The 13,308-nt window shown below is 65.5% G+C and carries 12 protein-coding genes; 8 read left to right on the top strand and 4 right to left on the bottom strand.

Going from position 1 to position 13,308, the window contains the following annotated elements:
- Window positions 1-17 precede the first annotated feature (17 nt).
- Window positions 18-1,331 (top strand): C4-dicarboxylate transporter DctA, encoded by a 1,314-nt coding sequence (gene dctA / locus QX108_RS20355; protein WP_315782772.1) that lies wholly within the window; start codon window positions 18-20, stop codon window positions 1,329-1,331.
- A gap of 247 nt (window positions 1,332-1,578) precedes the next feature.
- On the top strand, window positions 1,579-2,496 hold the full coding sequence (locus QX108_RS20350; RefSeq protein ID WP_315782774.1) for a PepSY-associated TM helix domain-containing protein: 918 nt from the start codon (window positions 1,579-1,581) through the stop codon (window positions 2,494-2,496).
- Here the strand turns inward: QX108_RS20350 and QX108_RS20345 are convergent, their stop codons facing one another.
- Window positions 2,497-3,225 carry a TetR/AcrR family transcriptional regulator gene (locus QX108_RS20345; RefSeq protein ID WP_315782776.1) on the bottom strand — a complete coding sequence of 243 codons (729 nt, stop codon included), beginning with the start codon at window positions 3,223-3,225 and terminating at the stop codon, window positions 2,497-2,499.
- Window positions 3,226-3,309: 84 nt separating this feature from the next.
- On the opposite strand from QX108_RS20345, the gene QX108_RS20340 reads away from it, so the two are divergent.
- The 5 genes from QX108_RS20340 (at window position 3,310) to QX108_RS20320 (ending at window position 10,245) form a co-directional block, all read left to right on the top strand.
- Window positions 3,310-4,890: an efflux transporter outer membrane subunit gene (locus QX108_RS20340; protein WP_315782778.1), complete on the top strand. Its 1,581-nt coding sequence runs from the start codon at window positions 3,310-3,312 to the stop codon at window positions 4,888-4,890.
- The gene (locus tag QX108_RS20335; RefSeq protein WP_315719046.1) at window positions 4,890-6,005 is read left to right on the top strand and encodes an efflux RND transporter periplasmic adaptor subunit; all 1,116 of its coding nucleotides are present in this window, start codon (window positions 4,890-4,892) and stop codon (window positions 6,003-6,005) included. The genes QX108_RS20340 and QX108_RS20335 overlap by 1 nt, the downstream gene beginning before the upstream one ends.
- Window positions 6,006-6,031: 26 nt before the next feature.
- Window positions 6,032-9,109, top strand: a complete 3,078-nt coding sequence (locus QX108_RS20330) for an efflux RND transporter permease subunit (protein ID WP_315782780.1) — start codon at window positions 6,032-6,034, stop codon at window positions 9,107-9,109.
- Window positions 9,110-9,222: 113 nt separating this feature from the next.
- On the top strand, window positions 9,223-9,915 hold the full coding sequence (locus QX108_RS20325) for a PadR family transcriptional regulator (RefSeq protein WP_315782782.1): 693 nt from the start codon (window positions 9,223-9,225) through the stop codon (window positions 9,913-9,915).
- A 27-nt stretch (window positions 9,916-9,942) separates the two neighbouring features.
- Window positions 9,943-10,245: a DUF3861 domain-containing protein gene (locus QX108_RS20320; RefSeq protein ID WP_315782784.1), complete on the top strand. Its 303-nt coding sequence runs from the start codon at window positions 9,943-9,945 to the stop codon at window positions 10,243-10,245.
- A gap of 366 nt (window positions 10,246-10,611) precedes the next feature.
- On the opposite strand, the gene QX108_RS20315 is transcribed toward QX108_RS20320, so the two are convergent.
- On the bottom strand, window positions 10,612-11,448 hold the full coding sequence (locus tag QX108_RS20315; RefSeq protein WP_315719042.1) for a class III extradiol dioxygenase family protein: 837 nt from the start codon (window positions 11,446-11,448) through the stop codon (window positions 10,612-10,614).
- A gap of 5 nt (window positions 11,449-11,453) precedes the next feature.
- Window positions 11,454-11,807, bottom strand: coding sequence for a protocatechuate 4,5-dioxygenase subunit alpha (locus tag QX108_RS20310; protein ID WP_315782786.1), 354 nt, complete (start codon window positions 11,805-11,807; stop codon window positions 11,454-11,456).
- 123 nt (window positions 11,808-11,930) lie between these two features.
- Here QX108_RS20310 and QX108_RS20305 point away from each other — a divergent pair, with 123 nt between their 5' ends.
- Window positions 11,931-12,863 carry a LysR family transcriptional regulator gene (locus QX108_RS20305; RefSeq protein ID WP_315782788.1) on the top strand — a complete coding sequence of 311 codons (933 nt, stop codon included), beginning with the start codon at window positions 11,931-11,933 and terminating at the stop codon, window positions 12,861-12,863.
- Between the two features lie 12 nt (window positions 12,864-12,875).
- Here the strand turns inward: QX108_RS20305 and QX108_RS20300 are convergent, their stop codons facing one another.
- Entirely contained in the window at window positions 12,876-13,262 is a 387-nt protein-coding gene (locus QX108_RS20300) for a VOC family protein (RefSeq protein WP_315782790.1), read from the bottom strand.
- Window positions 13,263-13,308: the final 46 nt, after the last annotated feature.

The raw sequence follows: 13,308 nt of genomic DNA, 5'->3' as shown, positions 1-13,308 counted from the left end.
CATCGACAGGACCGATCATGACTGCCACGACCCTCGCCGCCGACAGCAAAGCAGGCAGCCGCCGCGCCTGGTGGAAGGAGCTGTGGGTCCAGGTCATGATCGCGATGGCTGCGGGCATCCTGCTCGGCGCGGTGAAGCCGGATCTCGGCGCGCAGATGCAGCCGCTCGGCGATGCCTTCATCAAGGCGATTCGGATGCTGATCGCGCCGATCATCTTCTGCACGGTGGTGAACGGCATCGCCCACATGGCGGACATGGCCAAGGTGGGCCGCGTCGCGATCAAGGCGCTGGTCTATTTCGAGGTGATCACGACGCTCGCGCTGATCATCGGGCTCGCCGCAGTCAATCTCTTCCAGCCCGGCGCCGGGATGAACATCGACCCGGCCACGATCAACTCCGCGGTCATCGAGCCCTACGTCAAGCAGACCGCGGCCGTCGGCCTGGTGCCGTTCCTGCTCAACATCATCCCGCAAACCTTCGTCGGCGCGTTCGCGGAAGGCAACATCCTGCAGGTGCTGTTCATCTCGGTCATGTCAGGCTTTGCGTTGATCTGGCTCGGTGATCGCGCCAAACCGGTGACCGACGTGATCGAGGTCGCCGGACAGATGATCTTCGGCGTGGTCAGGATCGTGATGTGGGCAGCGCCGCTCGGCGCCTTCGGCGCCATTGCGTTTACCGTCGGCAAGTTCGGCATCGGCTCACTGGCGAAGCTCGGCCTGCTGCTCGGCAGCTTCTATCTGACCTGCCTGATCTTCATCGCCGGGGTGCTCGGTCCCATCGCCGCCTTTACCGGGTTCAGCGTCTGGAAGCTGATCCGCTACCTCCGCGACGAAGTGCTGGTCTGCATCGCGACCACCTCGTCCGAGACGGTCTTGCCGCGGATGCTGGCCAAGATGGAGGCCGCAGGCTGTGAGCGCAGCATCGTCGGGCTGGTGATCCCGACCGGCTATTCGTTCAATCTCGACGGCACCTGCCTCTACCTCGCCACTGCCGCGGTCTTCCTGGCGCAGGCCACCAACACCCAGTTGGACATCGGTCATCAGATCGGGCTGCTGCTGATCCTGCTGGTGACATCCAAAGGTGCGGCGGGCATCGCCGGCGCCGCCTTCGTCGTGCTGGCCGCAACGCTCGCGGCCACCGGCACCATCCCCGTCGCCAGCGTCGCGCTGGTGCTCGGCATTCATCGCCTGATGTCGCAGGGGCTGACGCCAACCAACCTGATCGGCAACGCAGTGGCGACCATCGTGATCGCGAGGTGGGAGAACGCGCTGGATACGACGCGCTTGAAGCAGGCGCTCGATGGCGACGAGACGGAAATTGTTGCAAATTGAAATCATCGGCGCAGGCACGACGCTGCTCTCGCCGCATTGATGCCGGTCAAATGGCGCATGACCTAAAATTAATAGTTCTGCTCTTCGTTCGACCGGCACGCTCAGCTAATAAGTAGCGGCGAAGCGGTGGATGCAGATTGCACCGCCGCTCAGCGAGAAACGATCGGACATGGTCGATGAGCGAACGCCCGGGAACAACGGTCCCGACGCATCACGCCATGTGCCGGACGGTCATTCGGAGACGATCATGAACAAACAGCTGCTGCTCAAACTTCACCGCTGGATCAGCCTGGCCTTCGCGCTGCCGCTGCTCGTGATCATCGTCACCGGCCTGATTCTCTCCTTCGAGCCGATCGCCCAGGTCGCGGCGGTGAAGCCCGGAAGTGTCGATCCGGCGCGCGTCGTCGCGCTGATCAAGCAATATGATCCTGAAGGCAAGGCGCGCGGCATCTCCATCAATCCGGCGACACAGCATCTGACCCTGCAGGGCCGGCCCGGCACCGAGCTCGACATGACCACGGGTGCGGTGGCAGACAAGCCCGTCACGGGAAGCTTGTTTCAGTGGGCCCGCATGACCCATGAGCACCTGATCGGGATCGAGGGCCTCACGACGATCTCCACCATCGGCATGATCGTCATCATGATCATCGGCATCCTGATGGGGCTGCCGCGGCTGCGCAACACGCTCTCCGGCTGGCACAAGGGCGCGGCGTGGTTCACGCTGCCGCTGATCCTGCTGAGCCCGCTGACCGGGCTCCTGCTCGATCCCAGCAACAGCTTTTTCAGCACGCCGTCGGCGGCGACCAAGCGGATCACCCTGCCGGACGTGGTCAGCATCGTCGCCAAGGATCATGACCTCGCCACCGTCAACATGATCGGCAATCGCGGCGGGCGGATGTTGGCGCGGATCATCGAGGGCGACGAGCTGCGCGCCTACGCCGTCACCGCGGACGGTCTCTCTGCGCTGCCGCGCAACTGGGTGCGGCTGCTGCACGAAGGCAATTGGTCGCTGATCGGCAGTGCCGCCAATGTGCTGATCTCGGTCGTGCTGCTCACGCTGCTGGTCACCGGCGTGCTGATCTGGACGCAGCGCCGGCTGCGGCGGCCGAAGCGGACAAGAGACGCATCGGCCAAGCCGGCCGTCGCGTCATCCGCGATCTCCTGATCACGGCCGTCTGGCGGCCGTTCCAAGCGGACGCCGCGCGGCGGAGGTCGAGACGGCGCCCGTCCGCCGCTTTGGTCCCGCTCCTGTCCGTCCATAGGCCGCGGTGAACACCTTGATTCCGCCCTCGATCTGGGCACGGTACACGGCCGCGCTCGGTGCCTTCATGGACAGCGCCCATGTCAGCGGCAGCCGGCCCTGGATCAAGGTGAGGAATTGCGTGGCGGCGAGCCTGGCATTGGGGACATCGATCAGCCCCTGCGCCTCCGCCGCGCGTAGAAACGCCGCGACCTCCGCCTCGCAGCGGTCCGGCCCCGCTGTCATGAACGCTTCGGCAATCGCCGGATAACGAGAGGCGCAGGACATCACGAGCCGGTGCATCGCCAGCCCCCGGCCGTCGAGAAACATCGCCAGGAAGCGGCGTGCGATCTGGCGCAGGTCGCGCTCGAGGTCGATGGGCCGCCCGTCCCGGATCCACAGCTGCTCACCCATGCTTCGGCAATCCGCCTCGACCAAAGCGAGCAGCAGCGCGTCCTTGTCGGCGAAATGACCATAGACCGTCGCCTTCGACACGCCGGCATGGCGCGCGATCGCATCCACGCTGGTGGTGTCGAAGCCGCCCGCCATGAACAGCGTCCGCGCGCTCGCGAGAATCTGCGCGTGCTTGCGCTCCGTGCGCGCAGAGCCTGCGACTGCAGGTGATGGCGCTGCATGCGAAGAAGATGTGACCATGCTTCTCCCTATCATCAACGTGACTTGACTCAAGCCTGACACGCGCCGCATGTTCCCTCAAGAAGAACGAAACGGTTTAGTTTTATGAAGAATCATGTCCGGATGTTTCAGGTCTTGCGGGGGCCTATCCTGAGACGTGGCGCAGCTTCTGCGCCGCTCGGCGTCGTCGGCTGTAGTGTGCTGCTTGCATCCTGCGCCATGGGGCCCGACTTCATGTCGCCCGATGCGCCGGCCGCGACCGGCTACGTCGCCGAGCGGCGCCTCGCAGCAACGGCGAGCGCCACCACGCCCGGCGGCAATGCGCAGAGCTTCGCTCCCGGAAGCGACCTGCCCGGCACATGGTGGGCGCTGTTTCATTCCCGGCAGATCAACGCCTTCGTCGAGGAGGCGATTCGCAACCACCCGGACGTCGAGGCCGCTCAGTTCGCGCTGCGCGCCGCACGCGAGAATGCGCTCTCACAACAAGGCGCGCTGTTTCCGCAAGTCAGCGCGAGCGGATCGGCCGAGCGCACGCAGGCGTCCAGCACGCAGCAGGGACAGTGGCCCGGCCAAACCTCGCTCTACACGCTCTACGGTGCCTCGGTGAGCGTCAGCTATGCGCTCGATCTATGGGGCGGCACGCGCCGACAGGTCGAGGCGCTGCAGGCGCAGGCCGACTATCAGGCGTTCAAGATGGAGGCGACCTATCTGGCGCTGACCGCCAATGTCGTCACGGCTGCGATCACCGACGCCTCGCTGCGCGACCAGATCGCGGCGACGGAAGAGATCATCAAGGCCGAAACCGATCAGCTCGGCCGCATCCAGCGTCAGTTCGACGTCGGCGCCATCTCCAAGTCCGACGTGCTGTCCCAGGAGGCGACCCTGGCGCAGGCCAAGGCCACCTTGGCGCCGCTGCAGAAGCAACTGGCGCAGCAGCGCAATCAGCTGATGGCCTATCTCGGCCGGCTGCCGAACCAGGACCGCGGCGAGCACGTGACGTTGGCGGAGCTGAAGCTGCCGCGCAAGCTGCCGGTGTCGCTGCCCTCCTCGCTCGTTCGTCAGCGTCCGGACATAAGGCAAGCCGAGGCGACGTTGCACCAGGCCACCGCAACGGTCGGCGTCGGCATTGCCAATCTGCTGCCGCAGCTGACCTTGTCAGGCAGCTACGGCGCGAGCGGATCGGAACGGCTGTTCTCGCCGACGACGATCGTGTGGGACGCAGCCTCCAGCGTCAGCCAGAAGCTGATCGACGGCGGCGCGCTCTATCACACCAAGGAGGCGAATGTCGCGACATTCGAGCAGGACCTGTCGCTCTACAAGAGCACGGTCATCACTGCGTTCCAGAACGTCTCCGACTCGCTGCGCGCCATCCAGTACGACGCCGAGGCCTTGAAGGCCCAGGCCGCCGCCGAGAAGGCCACCGCCGACAGCCTCGCCATGGCGATCGAGCAGTTCAAGAGCGGAGCCGTGCCCTACGCCAACGTCATCACGGCGCAGCAATCCTATCTCAACGCGCGCGTCTCCCGCATCAAGTCGCAAGCCACGCGCTTCACCGACACCGCGGCCTTGTTCCAGGCGCTCGGCGGCGGCTGGTGGAATCGCCAGGACGAGACCCCGGCGGCGCTGCCGCGTGCCAATCCCGGCTATTTCGCCGGCCCCAATCGCACGACCCAGGAAGCAATGTAATGAAGAAGCGCATGACGATCATGCTGGCCGCGATGGCCGTTCTGTTCGGCGGCCTCTACGGCTTTCAAACCTTCAAGGGCGTCATGATCGCCAAGGCCATTGGCGCCATGGCGAACCCACCGCAGACGGTCTCGACAGTGGTCGCGCAGAGCGCGCCGTGGCGCACCGGCCTCACCGCGATCGGCTCGCTGCGCGCCGTCAACGGCGCCGATCTGGCGCTGCAGGCCGCAGGCATCGTTCAGAGCATCCAGTTCAACTCCGGCGACACGGTCGAAGCGGGCCAGCAATTGCTGCAGCTCGTTGCCACCGATGACGTCGCCAAGCTGCAGTCGCTGCAGGCAACGGCGGAGAACTACGGCATCGTCGTCAAGCGCGACGAGGAGCAGATCAAGTTCAATGCGGTGAGCCAGGCCACCCTCGACACCGACCGCGCCAATCTGAAGAACGCGCAGGCCCTGGTGGCGCAGCAGAAGGCGATCGTCGAGCAGAAGACGTTGAAGGCCCCCTTCGCCGGCCGGCTCGGGATCCGCGCCGTCGATCTCGGCCAGTTCCTCAGTGCGGGCACGTCCATCGTAACCTTGCAGAGTCTCGATCCGATCTTCGTCGACTTCTATCTGCCGCAGCAATCGCTCGCCGACATCCGCATCGGCCAGAACGTCGACGTCGTCGTCGATGCCTTCCCCGGCGAACGCTTCACCGGTCAGATCTCGGCGATCAACGCCAAGGTCGATTCCTCGAGCCGCAACGTTCAGGTCCGCGCCACCCTGCACAACGAGTCCGCGCGGCTGCTGCCGGGCATGTTCGCCAAGGTCGAGATCGCGATCGGCAAGCCCGAGCAGCTCGTCAACGTTCCGCTCACGGCCGTTGTCAGCAATCCCTATGGCGACCTCGTCTACGTCGTCGACGATCTCAAGGACGGTCAGGGCAAGGCGCGGCAGATGTTCGTCAAGAGCAAGCCGGCAAAGGGCGACCGGATCGCGATCACCGACGGCGTCAAGCCGGGCGAGACGGTGGTGATCGCGGGGCAGATCAAGCTGCGCAACGGCAGCCCGGTCAAGGTCGACAATTCGCACGTGCCGGTCGCCGAAGCCGCGCCTGATGTCGTCGATCAATAGACCCGTCCAGCCCTGAGCCATCATCCATGCGATTCACAGACATCTTCATCCGCCGGCCAGTGCTGGCGCTCGTGGTCAGCGCGCTGATCCTCGTGCTCGGCCTGCGCTCGATGACGACGCTCGCCATTCTGCAATATCCGCGCACGCAGAACGCGATCGTCACGGTGAGCACGGCTTATGCCGGCGCCGACAGCGACATCATCGCCGGCTTCATCACGACGCCGCTGGAGAACGCGATCGCCCAGGCCAACGGCATCGACTACATGACCTCGACCAGCGTCACCGGCAGCAGCACGATCACGGTGAACCTGCGGCTCAACTATGATTCCGGCAAGGCGATGACCGAGATCAACGCCAAGGTGAACTCGGTGCTGAACCAGCTGCCGACCGGCACGCAGCAGCCGACCCTCACCCTGAAGGTCGGCCAGACCATTGATTCGATGTATATCGGCTTCGCCAGCGAGGTTCTGGCGCCGAACCAGATCACCGATTATCTCACGCGCGTGGTACAGCCGAAGCTGCAGGCCGTGTCCGGCGTGCAGACGGCAGAGCTGCTCGGCGCCAAGAAATTCGCGCTGCGCGCCTGGCTCGATCCCGACAAGCTCGCCGCCTACGGCCTGACAGCGACCGACGTCTCGACGGCGCTGTCGGGCAACGACTACATCTCCGGGCTCGGAACGACGAAGGGCCGGCTGGTGCAGGTCGACCTCGCGGCGGCCACCAATCTCCACTCGCTGGAGCAATACCGCAACCTCGTCGTCAAGCAGGTCAACGGCGCCATCATCCGCTTGCGCGATGTCGCGAACGTCACGCTCGGCAACGACGATTACGACAGCGCGACGCGGTTCAACGGCCGCACCGCGGTCTATGTCGGCATCCAGGTGGCGCCGACCGCCAATCTGCTCGACGTCATCAACGGCGTGAAGGCCGTCTATCCGGAGCTCCAACGCCAGCTGCCGAACGGCATCAGCAGCGAGATCCTGTACGACTCGACCGACTTCGTGAACTCGTCGATCGACGAGGTGATCCATACGCTTGTCGAGGCCATCGGCATCGTGATCGTCGTCGTATTCATGTTCCTGGGGTCGTGGCGCTCGGTGCTGATCCCGGTGATCGCGATCCCGCTGTCGCTGATCGGCACCTTCGGCCTGATGCTGCTGATGGGCTTCTCGATCAACCTGCTGACCCTGCTGGCGCTGGTACTCGCGATCGGCCTCGTCGTCGACGACGCCATCATCGTCGTCGAGGCGGTCCATCGCCTGATCGACGAGGGCGTCTCGCCGGTCGAGGCCGCGATCCAGTCGGCGCGGGCGCTGGCGAGCCCGATCATCGCGATGACCGTGGTGCTGATCGCGGTCTATGTGCCCGTCGGCTTCCAGGGTGGCCTGACCGGCGCGCTGTTCACCGAGTTCGCCTTCACCCTGGCCGGCGCCGTCACGGTCTCGGCGGTGATCGCACTCACCTTGTCGCCAATGAACTGCGCCTGGCTGCTGCGCCGGACCGAGCGCGAGTCGACGACGCTGGAAGCGCGGCTGGTCCGCGCCATCGACCACGTGCTCGAGCGGCTCGCGCACGGCTACCGCCGCTCGCTCGAAAGCGTGTTCACGACCAAACCGGTGGTCGTCGTGTTCGCGCTCCTGCTGCTGGCCATGATCCCCTGGCTCTATGTCAGTTCGACCAGCGAGCTCGCGCCGGACGAGGACCAGGGCATCGTGCTGTCGCTGACCAACTCGGCGCCTTCGGCCACGCTCGAGCAGCGCGAGTTCTACGGCCAGCAGCTGTTCGGCCTGATTGCGCAGCGTCCGGAGACCCGCACCGTGTTCCAGATCGACACCCCGACGCAGGCGATCGGCGGCTGGGTCCTGAAGCCCTGGGATCAGCGCAAGGCGACGACCAAGACCCTGCAGCCGGAATTCCAGCAGATGCTGAACGGCATCGCCGGCGCCCGCTCGGTCGCGTTCCAGCCCGCACCGCTGCCGGGCAGCAACGGCCTGCCGATCCAGTTCGTGATCGGCACCACCGGATCGTTCTCCGAGCTCAACGACGTGTCGCGCGAATTCATGAACAAGGCCCTGGCGAGCGGCAAGTTCATCTTCCTCGACACCGACCTGAAGATCGACAAGCCGCAGACGACCGTCGTGTTCGATCGTGACAAGGCCGGCGATCTCGGCCTCAAGATGAGCGATCTCGGCGGCGCGCTGGCGACGATGCTGGGCGGCAACTATCTGGATTATTTCAGCCTGGAGGGACGCTCCTACAAGGTGATCCCGCAGGTCCGGCAGAACGACCGCCTGACCGACAACCAGCTGCTCGACTACTCGATCCGCACCAGCGGCAACGCCATGGTGCCGCTCTCGACGGTGGCCCGGCTCGAGCACAAGACGATCCCCGAGTCGCTCAACCACTTCCAGCAGATCAACGCCGCGACGATCTCCGGCGTGGCGATGCCCGGCCTGGCGATGGGCGATGCGCTCGCCGCGTTGAAGGAGATCGCGACCTCGCTGCCGTCGGGCTATTCGATCGATTATGGCGGCGCGTCGCGGCAGCTGGAGAAGGAGTCCGGCGGCTTCGTCACCACCTTCGTGTTCGCGCTGATCATCATCTTCCTGGCGCTCGCCGCCTTGTTCAACAGCTTCGTCGATCCGATCATCATCCTGGTCTCGGTGCCGATGTCGCTGGCCGGCGCGCTGCTGTTCATCAGCCTCGGCATCGGCGGCGCCAGCATCAACATCTACACCCAGGTCGGCCTCGTCACGCTGATGGGCCTCGTCAGCAAGCACGGCATCCTGATGGTCGAGGTCGCCAACGAGCTGCGCGAGCACGGCAAGGACCGCACCGAGGCGATCATCGAGGCCGCCACCGTCCGCCTGCGGCCGATCCTGATGACGACGGCGGCGATGGTGCTCGGCGTCATCCCGCTGATCACCGCGAGCGGCGCCGGCGCGGTGTCGCGCTTCAACATGGGCCTCGTCATCGCCACCGGGCTCGCCATCGGCACCCTGTTCACGCTGTTCGTGGTTCCCGTCGCTTATGCGCTGATCGCCCATCGAGGCACAGCGCACCAGGTGGCGGCACATGGCGGAGAGGCGCCGGCCGTGCCTTGAAAATCTAGTAAGATCAGGCTGTTGATGGCTGAGCCAGGGAGTTACATCGATCAGCATTGACAAACGATGCAGTGAAACGATATATCGTTCGTACGAAACGGAGATCATATCGTATGAGACATCATCATTGGACATTCGACCGCTCGCGCTGCGATGACGACCGCCAGGAGCGCGGCTGGGGCCATCGTGGACGTCACCATGGGCATCACGGCTTCGACGAGGCTTCCGACGAGATCCGCATGGGCGGGCGCGGCGGCGGCTTCGGTCCGCGCGGACCAGGCCTGTTCGAACGTGGTCGCCGCGGCGGCCGCGAGGAATTCGGGCGTGGCGGCGGCGGCCGTGTCTTCGGTCCCGGTGACCTGCGTAGCCTGCTGCTGTGGTTGATCGGCGAGAAGCCACGCCATGGCTATGAGCTGATCAAGGCGGTCGAAGAGCTCGTCGGCGGCGCCTATTCGCCGAGCCCCGGCTCGGTCTACCCGATCCTCAGCCTGCTCGAGGACATGGGCCAGATCGAAGCCGCTTCGGCCGAGGGCGGCAAGAAGCTGTTCGCGATCACCGAGGCTGGCCGCCAGGCTCTCAAGGATGACGCTGCGGCCATCGACGGCCTGCTCAGCCGCCTGCGCATCCTGGCTCGTTCGATGGGCGGCATGCGTCCGTCTGAACAGGTGATGCAAGCGGTTCAGACGCTGAAGATGGCGCTCAAGATGCACCGGCGCGGCTGGAGCGACGAGGAGTCGAAGCGCGTCAGCAGCATCCTCACCCGCGCCATCGCCGAGATCCAGGGCGACGACGACGCCGCGACCTGACACTCAGACACTGAAAGGAGCATCGACATGCCCCACGCCTACGCCATCGAGGTGACCGACATCGGCCCGCCCCGCGACGGCGCCGTCGGTCCGAGCTACGACTTCACCTTCACCAGCCACGACGATCTCAACGAGATCGTCGCCCGCGTCCAGCGCCGCGGCTTGTTCGACCACAATGATAGCAAGGCCTTCGTCACCGGTCTCAAACTGCTCGGCGGCGTGATGCTCAACCACCGCGGCGAGCCGCTGTTCGCCGAGTTCGGCCCGGCGTTCAAGGAGTTCATGACCAAGCTGAAATCAGGCGCGAAGGCGCAGGAGGCGGAGGCTTGAGGACTGCGCGTCGAGGCGCGCTTGTCGCTCCCCACGAAAGGTGCCCTCCCTCTCCCCGTTCTTCACGGGGAGAGGGTCGGGGTGAGGGGCAGCCGCACGGGTGGCATCAATCAAAGCAGGCAACTAACAGCGACGTCCCTCGATAGCATCCGCGGTATGGGTCCCGGCGTTCGCCGGGACGACACCGGTGATGTGGCGCAATCGTGCCACACCGCCGGGATTGGGCACGGTCCGTGCCAAACCCATCCGCGATCCCTTGTGATCCAATCCACCGCTGTCGTCCCGGCCTTGAGCCGGGACCCATACCGCGTGATGGTCGTTGTCGGAGCAGATGTCAGTCATCGCACTCCGATCAACACGCCGCCGCTACACAGGCTCCAGCACCATCAACCCCGTCGCCGTATTCGAGATCGGGATGTGGTAGTTGGAATGCTCCTTGCGGACCTTCTCCGGCAGGGTGCCGCGCGCGACCATCCAGTTCAGCAGCTCGACGCCCTGCGTGCCCGACAGCTCGACCAGCTCGGTGGTCGAGTACTTGGTGGCCCAGGCGGGATCGTCGACCATGCTGGCCATGAACTTCTCGTCGAAGTCCTTGTTGATGAAGCCGGCCCGCTCGCCGTCGAGCTGATGCGACAGGCCGCCGGTGCCCATCACCACGACGCGCTCGTCCTTCGGCCAGGCCTGAATCGCCCGCGCCAGCGCCTGGCCGAGCTTGTAGCACCGCGCAGCCGAGGGCAACGGCGCCTGCACGGTATTGACCACCACCGGCACGACGCGCACCGGCCATTTCTGGTCGGGCCAGCACAGCGCCATCGGCAGGGTGAAGGCGTGATCGACCGTCATCTCCTGACAGGTCACGAGATCGAAATCCTCCTTCACCAGATGCTCGATCAGGTGCCAGGACAATTCGCTGTCGCCCTTGAACGGCGCGGTCTGCGGGATGCCCCAGCCTTCGTCGGCATTGCTGTAGGCATCGGCCGCGCCGATCGCGAAGGTCGGCATCTTGTCGAGGAAGAAGTTGAGGCCGTGGTCGTTGTAGACCAGCACGACCACGTCGGGCTTCACCTTGGCGAGCCATTCGCGCACATGCGGGAAGCCGTCGAAGAACGGCTTCCAATACGGATCCTGCTGCAGCCCCTTGGCGATGGCGCCGCCGATGGCCGGGACGTGGGAGGTGGTGATTGCGCCTACGATCTTCGCCATGATGATTACCCCCTCGCCGCCAGAAGCTTGGCCTTGAACTGCTCCTTGGTCAGACCGGTCTGCTGCGCGCCGATGTCCTGCATGTCGAGCCCGAAGATGCCGGCGAACTTGGCGAGGTAATAGGCGTTGCCGCCGGCCTCGATCAGCTCGAGCACGTTGCGGTTCTTGATCGCCGCGCGCTGCTGCGCATTGAGGCCGTACTTCGCGCAATAGCCGTCCTCGTCGGCGACGAAGGCCTTGCGGTTGGCAGCGTCGTTGAACGAGTAGCACATCTTGTTGAGCGCATAGCCCTTGCGGGCCTGCTCGCCGTCGAAGATGGTGGTGCCGGGCACGGGCTGCCGGGCCGATGTGGCGGACATTGTAACCTCCCCTGAAAGCGTTCTGACCGGCCGCATTTGATCTGGATCAAACGCGGCGCGTTCCATGCCCGCCAGTATCGCCCGAAGACACCGCCGATAAAGGCCGCCCGCCCGATCTGATCCATGAGCCAATTCGATCATTTGGACCTCGACGGCCATCTGCTGCAGCTGCTGCTCGCCGTAACCGAGGAGGGCTCGGTGACGCGCGCCGCGCACCGGCTGGGCGTGACGCAATCGGCCGTCAGCCATCTGCTCGACAAATTGCGGGCCATCACCGGCGATCCGCTGTTCGTCAAATCCGGCCGCGGCATCGTGCCGACGGCGCATGCGCAGTTGCTCGCGCTCCGCGCCCGTGCCCTGCTCGACGACCTCCGGAGCTTCTCGCACGCCGCTGCGTTCGAGCCGACCAAGATCTCCGCGCAGGTGACGATCGCCGCCAACGACCTGCAGCGCGACCTGCTGCTACCCTCCCTGCTCCGCTATGCGCGGGCGCAAGCCCCCGGCCTCAGCCTGCGCGTGATCCCTTCGGGCGCGCCGACGCCGGAGATGCTGCGCGAGGAGCACTGCCAGCTGATCATCACGCCGCGCCCGCCCGAGGGCAGCGACATTCTGCAGAAGCGGCTGTTCGAGGACAGCTACCGGGTGTTCTACGACGCCGGCCAGCGTGAGCCGCCACAGTCGCTTGAAGACTATCTCGCCAGCGAACATGTGACGGTGGTCTACGAGCCGCGCCGGCGGCTCGACATCGACGAGGTCCTGGCCGAGCGCGGCCTCGTCAGGCGCTTCGCCGCGCAGGTGCCGGGGTTCGGCGGCATCGGTCCGTTCCTGCGCGGAAGCCGCATGATCGCGACCCTGCCGAGCCTGCTGCGCGCCTACATGCTGCGCGGCCTCAGCATTGCACCAGTGCCCGTCCCCTGCCCGCCGATGCCGATGTACATGGTCTGGCATCTGCGCCATCACGAGGACCCGCTGCATCGCTGGCTGCGCCAGCAGCTCGAGATCGTGGTGGCGCCGAGCCTCGCCGCCGCAGCCGAGCACATGCCGGTGACGGTCTAGTCAGGGGGCGCCTCACTCCGGCGCGTGGCAGACCGCCTCGACATTGTTGCCGTCGGGATCGCGCACGAAGGCGCCGTAATAGTGCTGGTGATAGTGCGGCCGCAGTCCCGGCGCGCCGTTGTCAGTTCCACCCGCCGCGATCGCCGCCCGGTAGAACGCGTCGACCGTCGCGCGATCCTTGGCGTGGAAGGCGACGTGTGTCGAGGTCGCAGCCGTCCCGCCGGTGCCGATCCAGAAATCCGGCCGGCCCTCACCGAAGCCGGCGTGCTCACCATGACCTCCGGTCTGTTCGTTGGTGATCTCCATCATGAGCACATAGCCGAGCGGCGCCAGCGCGGCGGCGTAGAACGCCTTGGCGCGCGCGAAATCGGAAACGGGAAAACCGACGTGGTCGAGCATGACGATCCTTTCGTGCCGTGATCCGCCAACGATAAAGCGGCCGTCC

It is taken from the genome of Bradyrhizobium sp. SZCCHNR1002, from assembly GCF_032381435.1.
GTDB lineage: Bacteria > Pseudomonadota > Alphaproteobacteria > Rhizobiales > Xanthobacteraceae > Bradyrhizobium > Bradyrhizobium aeschynomenes.
The sequence above is the reverse complement of the archived record's forward strand: the minus strand, read 5'-3'. Positions and strand labels throughout refer to the sequence as shown.

Coding starts and splice junctions, on each gene's coding strand:
- QX108_RS20340 (WP_315782778.1), top strand. CDS start 3,310: ATGAAGAATCATGTCCGGATGTTTCAGGTCTTGCGGGGGCCTATCCTG.
- QX108_RS20315 (WP_315719042.1), bottom strand. CDS start 11,448: ATGGCGAAGATCGTAGGCGCAATCACCACCTCCCACGTCCCGGCCATC.
- QX108_RS20300 (WP_315782790.1), bottom strand. CDS start 13,262: ATGCTCGACCACGTCGGTTTTCCCGTTTCCGATTTCGCGCGCGCCAAG.
- QX108_RS20320 (WP_315782784.1), top strand. CDS start 9,943: ATGCCCCACGCCTACGCCATCGAGGTGACCGACATCGGCCCGCCCCGC.
- QX108_RS20330 (WP_315782780.1), top strand. CDS start 6,032: ATGCGATTCACAGACATCTTCATCCGCCGGCCAGTGCTGGCGCTCGTG.
- QX108_RS20350 (WP_315782774.1), top strand. CDS start 1,579: ATGAACAAACAGCTGCTGCTCAAACTTCACCGCTGGATCAGCCTGGCC.
- QX108_RS20335 (WP_315719046.1), top strand. CDS start 4,890: ATGAAGAAGCGCATGACGATCATGCTGGCCGCGATGGCCGTTCTGTTC.
- QX108_RS20305 (WP_315782788.1), top strand. CDS start 11,931: ATGAGCCAATTCGATCATTTGGACCTCGACGGCCATCTGCTGCAGCTG.
- QX108_RS20345 (WP_315782776.1), bottom strand. CDS start 3,225: ATGGTCACATCTTCTTCGCATGCAGCGCCATCACCTGCAGTCGCAGGC.
- QX108_RS20310 (WP_315782786.1), bottom strand. CDS start 11,807: ATGTCCGCCACATCGGCCCGGCAGCCCGTGCCCGGCACCACCATCTTC.
- QX108_RS20325 (WP_315782782.1), top strand. CDS start 9,223: ATGAGACATCATCATTGGACATTCGACCGCTCGCGCTGCGATGACGAC.
- dctA (WP_315782772.1), top strand. CDS start 18: ATGACTGCCACGACCCTCGCCGCCGACAGCAAAGCAGGCAGCCGCCGC.